Here is a 12,035-nt window from a genome sequence, read left to right as displayed (position 1 = left end):
GCCTGGGGGCGGGCGGTTCGGGGACGGTGGGCCGCTGGGCCAGCAGGGCGGCGATCTTCTCCAGGGAGGCGGCGGCCGACTGGTAGGCATCGGCGACCCCGCCGAGCTTGAGGGGATGGTCGTAGAGCTGCCGCAGGTAGAGGACGGCAGCGGCGAACACGCCCAACTCCAGTCCGCCGGAGACGACCCGGGAGGCACCCCACATCACCAGGGCGGCGACGGCGACGTTGGCGACCAGCCGCGATGAGGTGACGTAGCGGGCCATTTCCAGGCCGGCCTCGCCGTTCGTCCGCCGGTGCTCCCCGTTGAGGGCGGCGAAGGCGGCGCCGTGGGGGCGTTCGCGCTGGTACGCCTGGATCGTGCGGATGCCGCCCAGGGTTTCGGCGAGTCTCGCGACGACGGCCGCCATCGCGCTCGACCTCCTGCGATAGACGCGCATCGAACGGCGCCGGAAGGACCGCATGGTCCAGGCGAGCGGCCCCATGACGAGCACCGCGGCCAGGCCCAGCGGCCAGTCGAGGTACAGCAGCGCCGCCGTGATGGAGGCGGTGGACACGGCGGCGGTGACGATCGCCGCCAGCCCCTCGTCGAGCAGGCCGCGCAACACCTCGACGTCCGTGGTGATCCGGGAGGTGAGGCGGCCCGAGGTGTAGCGCTCGTGGAAGTCCAGGCTCAGTCTCTGGGCGTGCCCGAACATGCGGACCCGCAGGTCGAGCAGCATGTCCTGGCCGATGCGGGCGGAGACCGTGACGAAGGCGTACTGGAGGGCACCGGAGGCCACCACACACAGCAGGTAGCCGATCGCGACCGCGGTCATCGGCCCGCGGTCGCCCGTTCGCCAGGCCGGCACCGCCCGGTCGATCGTGTAGGCCACCAGCAGCGGGCCCGCCAGCGCCGCCCCCCGCTGGAGCACCACCAGGGCGCCGGCCAGCCGGAGGCGGCGCACGTGCGGGCGCAGCAACGACGCCAGCAGCGACCGGGCCGCTCCCTCGGGGGCGGGGAGCGCGTCCTCCCCGAACGGGTCGCCGCTGTGCCCGGCGCGTGGCCGCCCGGCGCCCGGGCGGGTCATCGCGCGCCGTCCCCGCCGGCCGCGAACGCGCTCATCAGGGAGGTGTACTCCGCGCACGTTCGCAGGAGATGGTCGTGGGTCCCGACGGCGGCGATCCGGCCGCCGGACAGGAGGGCGACCCGGTCGGCGAGCAACACGGTGGACGGCCGGTGCGCGACGACCAGGGCCGTCGTGGTGGCCAGGACCCGCCGCAGCGCCGCCTCGACGAGCGCTTCCGTGTGGATGTCGAGGGCTGAGAGCGGATCGTCCAGGACGAGCAGGCGGGGCCGGCCGACGATGGCACGAGCCAGCGCCAACCGCTGGCGCTGGCCGCCGGACAGGCTCATGCCCTGCTCGCCGACGTGGGTCAGCGCACCGTCCGGGAGAGCCTGGACGAAGCCGTCCGCCCGCGCGATGCCCAGGGCCCTGGCGAGATCCGCCTCGTCGGCATGGTCGGCCCCCAGCAGCACGTTCTCGGCGACCGTCGTGGAGAAGAGCGTGGGCTCCTCGAAAGCGACGGAGACCTGACGCCGCGACTCGGCGCGCGTCAGTGCCGTGACGTCCACCCCGTCCAGCAGAATCCGGCCGCCGGTCGGCTCGTGCAGCCGGGGCACCAGGGCGACCAGGGTGCTCTTGCCGCTGCCGGTGGCACCCACCAGGGCCACGGTCTCGCCGGGCGCGATCCGCAGGCTGACGCCCCTCAGCATGGCCGGCTCGCCCGGCGGCGCGTCCGGGTAACGGAATTCCACGCCCTCGAAGACCAGCTCCGCCGCGGTCGCCTCGGACCCGGCCTTCGTGCCGGCCCCCGCTGGACCCGCGAGGGGACGCGCCCGTGCGTCGTCGGCGGGGGCGGGCTCGTCCATCACCTCGACGTAGCGGTCGGCCGCGGTCGCCGCGTCGACGCTCATCGCCAGCAGCGATCCGGTCGACGCCACCGCCGGGCGCAACTCCATCGCCATGGCGAGGAAGGCCAGGAGCGTCCCGGCCGACAGATCGCCCTCCGCCACCTCCACCGCGCCCAGCACCAGCACGGCCCCCAACGACGCGTCCGGCAGCACCGCGAGCAGTGCCGTCAGGGCCGCCAGCAGGCGGGCCTTGGCCAGTTCCGCGCCCCGCATCCGGACAGCCAGCTGCCGGAAGGCGCGGGTCAGGCGCTGATCATGGCCGAAGCTCTTGACGACGCGGACGCCCAGCACCGACTCCTCCGCCAACGTCGCCAGATCGCCGGCCCGCTCCCGCGCCTGGCGCGCCGCGAGGGCGAAACGCGCCTCGAGAAAGGAAGACAGCGCCAGCAGCGGCACCACGGGGGCCAGCAGTACCAGGCCGAGCACCCACCGCTGGGCCATCAGGAGCACGCAACCGACCAGCAGCGTCACGCCGTTCACCACCAGGAACGGCAGTGCCACGGCCAGGAACCCGTGGAGGGACCCGAGGTCCGCGGTGCCGCGCGACACGAGCTGTCCCGACGACCAGCGGTCGTGAAACGCGACGGGCAGGCGCAGCAGGTGGTGGTGGAGCCTCTCGCGCATCGATGCCTCGACCGCGGCCAACGGTCGCGCCGCCAGCCAACGCCGCACCCCGAAGACGCCCGCCTCGACGACACCCAGCAGCAGGAGGACTCCACCGCCCAGCCACACCCCGGCCACATCCCCGTCGCTGACCGGGCCGTCCACCATCCACTTCAGCACCAGCGGCATCACCAGAGCGAGGCACGAAGCGACGACCGCCAGCAGCACCGCCAGGAACAACCGGCCCCGCACCGGCCTCACATAAGGCCACAGCCGCATCAACGAACGCGCCGGAGAGTGCCGGAGGGCGTCAGGAAGCAATTCCACCACCAAGGCAGGCGTCAGCAGCGGAGGATAGCCGCGCCCCTTCCGGTGGTCACACGGTTTTCCATGCCGCCGATCACCGGTAAGCGATCTTCCGAGACGCCCGCATCGCCGCCTGGTCCCTCCCCTTGAGCGCTGCCACAACGCACCAAGCGGCACAATGCGCGCAACGTGCCATGCGCCACCTCGGACGCTCAGCCTCAGCGGGGCGGCGTCGCGCCCCTCGTTCCATTGCATAAAAGTGTGGCGGTGCGTATAGTCATGCTGTCACTCACGAGGAGGCGATGGCGGTGCGAGCTGCGGTGGCGGGTGCGAGTGGGTACGCGGGAGGGGAGATCCTGCGACTGCTGCTGGGGCACCCTTCGGTCGAGATCGGGGCGCTGACCGGGAACGCGAACGCCGGGCAGCCGCTCGGCGCGCTCCAGCCGCAGCTGGTGCCGTTGGCCGAGCGCGTGCTCGAGCCGACCACGGCCGGGACGCTGGCCGGACATGACGTCGTCTTCCTCGCCCTGCCGCACGGCCAGTCGGCCGCCGTGGCCGAGCAGTTGGGCGGCGGCGTGCTGGTCGTGGACTGCGGCGCCGACTTCCGGCTCAAGAGCGCGGCCGACTGGGAGCGTTACTACGGTTCCCCGCACGCCGGGACCTGGCCCTACGGCCTGCCCGAGCTGCCCGGCGCCCGCGAGGCGCTGCGCGGCACGCGGCGCATAGCCGTTCCCGGCTGCTACCCGACCGCCGTCACCGTCGCCCTGTTCCCGGCCTACGCCGGGGGCCTGGTCGAGCCCGAGGCGGTGATCGTCGCCGCCTCCGGCACCTCCGGCGCGGGCAGGAGCCTCAAGCCGCACCTGCTGGGCAGCGAGGTCATGGGCTCCATGAGCCCCTACGGCGTCGGCGGCGTCCACCGGCACACCCCCGAGATGACACAGAACCTCTCGGCCGTCGCGGGGGAGCGCGTGAGCGTCTCGTTCACGCCCACCCTCGCCCCCATGCCCCGCGGCATCCTCGCCACCTGCTCCGCGAGGGCACGGCCGGGCGTGACCGCCGCCGGGCTGCGCGAGACCTACGCCAAGGCGCTGGCCGCCGAGCCGTTCGTCCGGCTGCTCCCCGAGGGCCAGTGGCCCGCCACCGCCGCCGCCGGCGGGTCGAACGCGGCGCTGGTCCAGGTCGCCCTCGACGAGGACGCCGGCCGCGTCATCGCGATCAGCGCCCTCGACAACCTGACCAAGGGCACCGCGGGTGGCGCGGTGCAGAGCATGAACATCGCCCTCGGACTCCCCGAGGACCAGGGCCTTTCCACGATCGGAGTCGCACCGTGAGCGTTACGGCAGCACGAGGCTTCACGGCGGCCGGGGTGGCCGCCGGGATCAGGACCCCGCAGGAGGGCGAGAACGGGGCCCGCCTCGACCTGGCCCTGGTGGTCAACCGCGGGCCGCGCGCCGAGGCCGCGGGGGTCTTCACCTCCAACCGCGTGAAGGCGGCGCCCGTCCTCTGGTCGGAGCAGGTGCTCAAGGGCGGCCGGGTCTCGGCCGTCGTGCTCAACTCCGGCGGCGCCAACGCGTGCACGGGCCCCCTCGGCTTCCAGGACACCCACGCCACCGCCGAGCGGGCCGCCGGGGTCCTCGGCCTCCACGCCGCCGAGGTCGCCGTCGCCTCCACCGGCCTGATCGGCCTGCGGCTGCCGCTGGACCGGGTGCTGGCCGGCGTCGAGAGCGCCGCCGCCGAGCTCTCCCCGCGCGGCGGCGAGAAGGCGGCGATGGCCATCAAGACCACCGACACCGTGCACAAGACCGCCGTCGCCGAGGGCGCGGGCTGGACCGTCGGCGGCATGGCCAAGGGCGCCGGCATGCTCGCCCCCGGGCTGGCCACCATGCTGGTCGTCCTCACCACCGACGCCGACGTCGACGCCCCGGTCCTCGACCGGGTGCTGCGCGAGGCCACCAGGACCACGTTCGACCGCGTCGACTCGGACGGCTGCATGTCCACCAACGACACGGTGCTGCTGCTCGCCTCCGGCGCCTCGGGCACGGTCCCGGACGAGGGCGCGTTCGCGGAGGCGGTCCGCGCGGTCTGCGACGACCTCGCGCACCAGCTCGTCACGGACGCCGAGGGGGCCTCCAAGGACATCCGGGTCGACGTCGTCGGCGCCGCGAGCGAGGCCGACGCCGTCGAGGTCGGCCGCTCCATCGCCCGCAACAACCTGCTGAAGTGCGCCATCCACGGCGAGGACCCCAACTGGGGCCGCGTGCTGGCCGCCATCGGCACCACCTCCGCCGTGTTCGAGCCCGACCAGCTGAGCGTCGCCATCAACGGCGTCTGGGTCTGCAAGAACGGCTCCTTCGGCGAGGACCGCGACCGGGTCGACATGCGCTTCCGCGAGGTCGTCATCACGGCCGACCTCGCCGCGGGCTCCGAGTCCGCCACGCTCTGGACCAACGACCTCACCGCGGACTACGTCCACGAGAACAGCGCCTACTCCTCATGAGCACGCCCTCCGGCGGGGTCACCGGGCCGGACACCGGCGCGACCGGGCCCGGCAGCGGTTCGAGGGGCCCCGCCCCCCAGCCCGCCCCCCGCAAGCACACCGCGCTGCCCAAGGCCAGGATCCTCATCGAGGCCCTGCCCTGGCTCACCCGGCACCACGGCAAGACGGTGGTCATCAAGTTCGGCGGCAACGCCATGGTCGACGACGCCCTCAAGGCCGCCTTCGCCCAGGACGTCGCCTTCCTGCGCCACGCCGGCCTCCACCCGGTCGTCGTGCACGGCGGCGGGCCGCAGATCAGCGCCCAGCTCGAACGGTTCGGGCTGGCCTCGGAGTTCCGCGCCGGGCTGCGCGTGACCACCCCCGAGACCATGGACGTGGTCAGGATGGTGCTGGCGGGACAGGTGCAGCGCGAACTGGTCGGGCTGCTCAACCGGCACGGCCCCCTCGCCGTCGGCATGACCGGCGAGGACGCCCACCTGATGTCCGCGACCAAGCACTACGCCGACCTCGAGGGCGAACGCGTCGACCTCGGCCGGGTCGGCGAGATCACCGCCACCGACACCGGCGCGGTCGAGGCACTGCTGCGCGACGGCCGGATCCCGGTCATCTCCTCCGTCGCCCGCAGCGCCGACGACGACCACATCTACAACGTCAACGCGGACACCGCCGCCGCCGCCCTGGCCGCCGCGCTCGGCGCCGAGACGCTGATGGTCCTCACCGACGTCGAGGGCCTGTACGCCGACTGGCCCGCCAGCGACGAGGTCATCAGCCGGCTCACCGAGAGCGAGCTGGAGAAGCTGCTGCCCGACCTGGCCAGCGGCATGGTGCCCAAGATGGAGGGCTGCCTGCACGCCGTGCGGAACGGCGTGCGCACCGCCCGCGTCATCGACGGGCGCGTCCAGCACGCCATCCTGCTGGAGATCTTCACCGACGAGGGAATCGGGACGATGGTCGTGCCCGACGGGCACGGCGAGGGAGAGCCGAGATGAGCAACGAGTCACTGACCGCCCGCTGGCACGACGCGCTGATGGACAACTACGGCACCCCCCGGCTGCCCATCACCCACGGTCAGGGCCTGCGGCTGTGGGACGCCGACGGCCGGGAGTATCTCGACTTCGTCTCCGGCATCGCCGTCAACTCCCTCGGCACCGGCCACCCGGCCGTCGTGCGGGCCGTGTCCGAGCAGGTCGCCCGCCTCGGCCACATCTCCAACCTCTTCGTCGCCGAGCCGCCGGTGGCCCTGGCCGAGCGGCTGCTCGCGCTCGCGGGCCGGCCCGGACGTGTCTTCTTCTCCAACTCGGGCGCCGAGTCCGTCGAGGCGGCCTTCAAGATCGGCCGGCTGACGGGCCGTCGGCACATGGTCGCCACCTCCGGAGGCTTCCACGGCCGCACCATGGGCGCCCTCGCGCTCACGGGTCAGCCGAAGAAGCAGGAGGGCTTCGGGCCGTTGCCGGGCGAGGTCACCCACGTCCCCTACGGCGACGCGGAGGCCCTGCGGGCCGCCGTCACCACCGACACCGCGCTGGTCGTCGTCGAGCCGGTCCAGGGCGAGAACGGGGTGATCGTGCCGCCGGAGGGATACCTCGCCGCCGCCCGCGAGATCACCCGCGCCACCGGCACGCTGCTGGTGCTGGACGAGGTCCAGACCGGCATCGGGCGCACCGGCCACTGGTTCGCCGGGCAGGCACAGGGCGTCGAGGCGGATGTCATCACCCTCGCCAAGGGGCTGGCCGGCGGCCTGCCCATCGGCGCCACGCTGGCGTTCGGGCCCGCGGCCGAGCTGCTGACCCCGGGCGCCCACGGCTCCACCTTCGGCGGCAACCCGGTCTCCTGCGCCGCCGCCCTGGCCGTCCTGGACACCATCGAGGCGGACGACCTGCTGCAACGGGTCAAGTCCGCGGGGGAGCGGCTGCGCGACGGCATCTGGGCGTTGGGCCACCCCCTGGTCGACCGGATCAGGGGAGCCGGACTCCTGCTCGGTATCGTGCTCACCGAGCCCCTCGCGCCGCTGGCGCAGCAGGCGGCTCAGGACGCCGGAATCCTGGTGAACGCCGTCGCACCGGACGTGGTGCGGATCGCCCCGCCCCTGATCATCGAGGACGCGGAGGTGGACGCGTTCCTCACGGCTCTGCCCGGCGTCCTCGACACCGTGGACGGCACGGCCGGAAAGCGATGATCAGCGAAGAGGGAGCATGACCGACGAGCGGCAGCCAGCCGGTAGTTCAGTCCCGCAGACGCGCACGGCCCGGCACCGGAGGATCGTGGACATCCTCAACCGGCTGCCGGTCCGGTCGCAGAGCCAGCTGGCCAAGCTGCTGGCCGACGACGGACTGAGCGTCACGCAGGCGACGCTCAGCCGCGACCTGGACGAGCTGGGCGCGGTGAAGATCCGCAACACCGGCGGCGAGCTGATCTACGCCGTGCCCAGCGAGGGCGGGTTCCGCACCCCCCGGGTTCCCCTCGGCGAGTCGGCCAAGGAGGTGCGGATGGCCAGGCTGGCGGAGGAGCTGCTGATCTCGGCCGAGGCTTCGGCCAATCTGGTGGTGCTCCGCACGCCGCCCGGCGCCGCCCAGTTCCTCGCCTCCGCCATCGACCAGGCCCAGGTCCACGACATCCTGGGCACGATCGCGGGCGACGACACCGTGCTGCTGATCACCCGTCAGCCGACGGGGGGCCAGTCGCTGGCGGACCATCTGCTGCGGCTGGCGCAGCGGCAGAAGGAAACGCCTCAGGGGCAGGAGAGCTGATCGCGGCCAGGGGGCGCGGCAGGGCGAACCGCAGCGTCTCCTCCGTGACCGGCACCTCCTCCACCTCCGCGTAGCCGCGCTCGGCCAGCGCGGCTACCAGCGAGGCCACCAGCGGCTCGGGCACCGACGCGCCCGAGGACACGCCCACCGTGGCCACCCCCTCGAACCACTCCTCCCGCACCCGCGCCGCGTCGTCGACGAGCCGGGCGTCCCGTGCCCCGGCGCGCAGGGCCACCTCGGCCAGGCGCGCGGAGTTCGAGGAGTTGGCCGAGCCGACGACGAGCAGCAGGTCGCAGCGGGAGGCGATGGCCCTGACCGCGTCCTGCCGGTTCTGGCTGGCGTAGCAGATGTCGTCGCCCGGCGGATCCGCGAGCAGCGGCAGCCGGTCGCGCAGCGCGTCCACCGTCACGGCCACCTCGTCCACGGCCAGCGTGGTCTGCGAGAGCCACACCACGCGCGAGGGATCGGCCACCGGCAGGGCGCGGGCCTCCTCGGGGGAGGCCACCACCCGGATCCGGCCGGGCGCGTGGCCGACGGTCCCGGTCACCTCCTCGTGGCCGGCGTGGCCGACCAGCGCGATCTCGTAACCCGCCGCGGCGAACCGTTCCGCCTCGCGGTGAACCTTGGTGACCAGCGGGCAGACGGCGTCCACGACCGACAGCTCGCGCGCCGCCGCCTGGGTGTGGACCTCGGGCGCCACTCCGTGCGCGGAGAGGACCACCACGGACCCCTCGGGGACCTCGTCCAGCTCCTCCACGAAGACCGCGCCCCGCGCCGCCAGATCGCGGACGACACGCGTGTTGTGCACGATCTGGCGGCGCACATAGACCGGAGGGCCGTGGCGTTCCAGCACGTGCTCCACGGTCCGGATCGCGCGCTCCACCCCCGCGCAGAAGCCGCGCGGAGCGGCCAGCAGTACCTTCCCCATCGAACAGCCTTCTCCTTCGGCGCCCACCGGCCCGGGCCGGCGGACGGCAGCGTCTCGGCGATCCAGCGATCCAGCGATCCAGCGATCCAGCGATCCAGCGATCCAGCGATCCAGCGATCCAGCGATCCAGCGATCCAGCGATCCAGCGATCCAGCGATCCAGCGATCCAGCGATCCAGCGATCCGGCGATCCGGCGATCCAGCGCTCTCAGCGGTCGCGGTGCCCGGCGAGCCGGGCGAGCGCCGCGAGGTGCGGTCCGGCAGGGTCCTTGGGCGCCGCCGCGTCCAGGCACGTGAGCGCCATCCGCAGTTCCTCCTCGGCCGCGTCCTCGGCCCAGGCCCGGCCCCCCGCCTCCTCCACCAGCCCGGCCAGGAGCGCGGTGTGCTCCGGGTCCGGCTCCGAGCCCGAGCGCACGGCCCGCTGCTCCTCCGAGGTGTACAGGTCGGCGAGCCGGCGGGCGGCCGGCGTGCCCGAGTCCAGGGCGGCGACCACGGGGAGGGATTTCTTCCGGTTGGCCAGGTCGGCCCCGGCGGGCTTGCCCGTCACCGAGGGGTCGCCCCAGATGCCCAGCAGGTCGTCGGTGAGCTGGAACGCCATCCCCAGGTGGGTGCCGAAGCGGCGCAGCGCCTCGATCTGGTCGGGGGAGCCGCCGCCCCACAGCGCGCCCAGGGCGCAGGAGCAGGCGAGCAGCGCCGCCGTCTTGCGCTCGGTCATGGCCAGGCACTCGGCGAGGGAGACGTGGAAGCGCTCCTCGAAGCTGAGGTCCGTCTGCTCGCCCTCGATGAGCTGGGTGGTGGCCTCGCTGAGCCAGCGGATGCCGGTGACGGCGGCGAGCGGCGTCGGCTGCTCGGTCAGCACGCGGCCGGCGTGGATCAGCAGGGCGTCCCCGGCCAGCAGGGCGGCCGAGGAGCCGAACACCGTCCAGGCCGTGGGCCGGTGGCGGCGCGTGGTGTCGCCGTCGAGGATGTCGTCGTGGAGCAGCGAGAAGTTGTGCACGAGCTCCACCGCGACGGCCGGTGCCACCGCGTCCTCGGGCCGGCCTCCCACCGCCTCGGCGCAGCCGAGGACCAGGGCCGGGCGCAGGGCCTTGCCGGGCGGGGCGTCGTCGGGCCGGCCGGAGCTGTCGATCCAGCCGAAGTGGTACGAGGCGACGCGGGCCACCGGCGTGGGCAGCCGGTGCACCCACTCGCGCAGCGCGGGATCGAGCAGCGCGCGGGCCTCTCGCAGGGTGTCCGCGGCCGTGTGCGCTCCGCCCGCCGTGTCCGGGAAGGTGGTCATGAACGGGGCCTCCGCTTCCTGGGCTTGCCCGGTGAGGGCGAGTGCTGCCTCGACCAGTGTCTCGGCGATCCCGGACTCCGGAACCGTGCGGACCGCATCCCCCGGGACGGGGGTCCGGTTCCGCCCGCCCCGGCCCGAGGGGGCGCCGAGGTCGGACGGGCGGGCCTCGCCGGGGCGGCCGGTGGTGGCCGGCCGGGCGTGGGCAGGCCGAGGTCAACAGGGTTCACGCCACCCCCTCATACCGATCGCTCGTCACACGTGCCAGCTTGACCGGTCGGCGTGCGACCTGGAACGGCGCATTCCGCGACTGCCGCACGCCCTGTCGTGCACCGTTGCGCCCCGGCCGCGTGCCTCAGCGGCGCTGACCAGGAGTTCCGCTCAGGCCAAAGGAAATCGAGGGAAGCGGGTGGCGCCGCCTGGCTGGCGTGTAATCACTCGTGTGGGTGAGGCGCGTTCCCTTTCCGCCACTCCTCGGCCAGCACCGCCCACACCTCCAGGTCGTGCCGCGTCCCGCTCATCCCGAAGACGCTCCGCAGGGTGCCCTCGTGGGTCATGCCGAGCCGCCTGGCCACGGCGATGCTGGGCGCGTTGGCCGGGCTGACCAGCCACTCGACCCGGGCCAGCCCGCGGGCCTCCACCGCCCACTCGATCATGGCGCCCGCCGCCCGCGTCACCAGGCCGCGGCCCTGTGCCTCGGGGGACAGCCAGGCGCCGATCTCGCAGGAGCCCTGCGCCGCGCTGAAGACGCGGAAGATGGTGCCGCCGACGAGCGCGCCGTCCAGCCGGATCCCGAGGATCCGGCCGCTGTCGGCCGCCTGGCGGTCGGCGTACCGCTGGAGGAACCCCCGCGCCGACTCCGTGTCCGTGACGTCGTGGGCCCAGGGCAGCCAGGGCGAGAGGTGGTCGCGCGCCCGGTCCGTGAACGCCGCCAGCTCCTCGGCCTGCCACGGTTCCAGGGGGCAGAGCTCGGCGCCTGGGCCGAGAGGGGTACTGAGCACGGTGACCTCCGATCGATGCGCCCGGTCGGGCGGATGATCACACTAAGTGGAGGAGAACGCGGTGGCGAAGGCGTTTCTCGTCGGCGAGGGCTCGCGGCGGTCGAGCACCGCGAAGACGGCCAGGTCGAAGGTGGGGGAGAACCGCCCGCCCTCCGCGAGAGGCGCCCGGAACGCGGCGGCCACCTGCGCCGGGTCGTTGCGGAACACCCCGCAGCCCCAGGCCCCGAGCACCAGCCGCCGGTACCCCTGGGCCGAGGCCACCTCGAGAACGCGCTCCGCCCGCGAGGCCAGGGCGGCGGGCAGCTCGCCCGTCCGCTCCGGAAGCCGTTGGGCGATCACCCCGGCGTTGGGCGCGGCGGAGGTCAGGAACCCGGCCAGGTAGGGGGCGTCGAGCAGCGCACCCCTGTCGTCGCGGAAGACCGGCACGCCGGGGGAGTGGATGACGCGGTCGCTGTAGAACGGGTCGGGGTCGGCCCGGTGCACGGCGTAGAAGTCGGGGGCGCTCAGCAGGCAGGTGTGGAGCGCGGAGCCCCGGCACAGCGCCTCCTCCTGGGCCTGCGCCCCGTTGAGGTAGCCGCCCCCGGGGTTGCGGGCGGAGGCGAAGTTCAGCACGGCGACCGGGCCGCCGCCCGCCGCGACCAGCCGCCGCGCGGCGGCCAGGCTGCTCTCGCCCGTCACCTCGAAGGCCACCGGCCGCTCCGGGGCGGGGGGCGCGGTGGGAACGG

General features: G+C 74.0%; 11 protein-coding genes. 5 read left to right on the top strand and 6 right to left on the bottom strand.

Annotated elements, in window-relative coordinates:
• Both ADY01_RS24980 and ADY01_RS24975 read right to left on the bottom strand, forming a co-directional pair.
• Window positions 1-1,069 (bottom strand): ABC transporter ATP-binding protein (locus tag ADY01_RS24980; RefSeq protein ID WP_049578009.1); only part of this gene is annotated, 1,069 nt, incomplete at its 3' end.
• Entirely contained in the window at window positions 1,066-2,835 is a 1,770-nt protein-coding gene (locus ADY01_RS24975; protein WP_053171183.1) for an ABC transporter ATP-binding protein, read from the bottom strand. The genes ADY01_RS24975 and ADY01_RS24980, both read right to left, overlap by 4 nt.
• A 329-nt stretch (window positions 2,836-3,164) precedes the next feature.
• On the opposite strand from ADY01_RS24975, the gene argC reads away from it, so the two are divergent.
• From argC to ADY01_RS24950, 5 genes are read left to right on the top strand one after another with little or no spacing between them, the layout of a single operon-like run.
• Window positions 3,165-4,193, top strand: coding sequence for an N-acetyl-gamma-glutamyl-phosphate reductase (gene argC / locus ADY01_RS24970; RefSeq protein ID WP_049578008.1), 1,029 nt, complete (start codon window positions 3,165-3,167; stop codon window positions 4,191-4,193).
• Window positions 4,190-5,359 carry a bifunctional glutamate N-acetyltransferase/amino-acid acetyltransferase ArgJ gene (gene argJ / locus ADY01_RS24965; RefSeq protein ID WP_049578007.1) on the top strand — a complete coding sequence of 390 codons (1,170 nt, stop codon included), beginning with the start codon at window positions 4,190-4,192 and terminating at the stop codon, window positions 5,357-5,359. Before argC ends, argJ begins: the two co-directional genes overlap by 4 nt.
• Entirely contained in the window at window positions 5,356-6,348 is a 993-nt protein-coding gene (gene argB, locus ADY01_RS24960; protein ID WP_078900584.1) for an acetylglutamate kinase, read from the top strand. Before argJ ends, argB begins: the two co-directional genes overlap by 4 nt.
• Entirely contained in the window at window positions 6,345-7,535 is a 1,191-nt protein-coding gene (locus ADY01_RS24955) for an acetylornithine transaminase (RefSeq protein ID WP_049578005.1), read from the top strand. The genes argB and ADY01_RS24955 overlap by 4 nt, the downstream gene beginning before the upstream one ends.
• 16 nt (window positions 7,536-7,551) lie before the next feature.
• Window positions 7,552-8,106 carry an arginine repressor gene (locus ADY01_RS24950; RefSeq protein ID WP_049578003.1) on the top strand — a complete coding sequence of 185 codons (555 nt, stop codon included), beginning with the start codon at window positions 7,552-7,554 and terminating at the stop codon, window positions 8,104-8,106.
• Here ADY01_RS24950 and ADY01_RS24945 read toward each other — a convergent pair.
• From ADY01_RS24945 to ADY01_RS24930, 4 genes are all read right to left on the bottom strand, one after another.
• Entirely contained in the window at window positions 8,012-9,034 is a 1,023-nt protein-coding gene (locus tag ADY01_RS24945; RefSeq protein WP_063784346.1) for a 4-hydroxy-3-methylbut-2-enyl diphosphate reductase, read from the bottom strand. The genes ADY01_RS24950 and ADY01_RS24945 overlap by 95 nt on opposite strands.
• 207 nt (window positions 9,035-9,241) lie before the next feature.
• Window positions 9,242-10,312, bottom strand: a complete 1,071-nt coding sequence (locus tag ADY01_RS24940; protein ID WP_049578002.1) for a polyprenyl synthetase family protein — start codon at window positions 10,310-10,312, stop codon at window positions 9,242-9,244.
• A gap of 431 nt (window positions 10,313-10,743) precedes the next feature.
• Window positions 10,744-11,310, bottom strand: coding sequence for a GNAT family N-acetyltransferase (locus ADY01_RS24935; protein ID WP_049578000.1), 567 nt, complete (start codon window positions 11,308-11,310; stop codon window positions 10,744-10,746).
• A 42-nt stretch (window positions 11,311-11,352) separates the two neighbouring features.
• On the bottom strand, window positions 11,353-12,035 hold a 683-nt coding region (locus ADY01_RS24930; RefSeq protein WP_049577998.1), incomplete at its 5' end, for a TIGR02452 family protein.

This window comes from Streptomyces sp. SBT349 (assembly GCF_001083795.1).
Lineage (GTDB): Bacteria > Actinomycetota > Actinomycetes > Streptomycetales > Streptomycetaceae > Streptomyces.
Note: the sequence above shows the minus strand (reverse complement) of the source record. Positions and strands in the feature narration are given on the sequence as shown.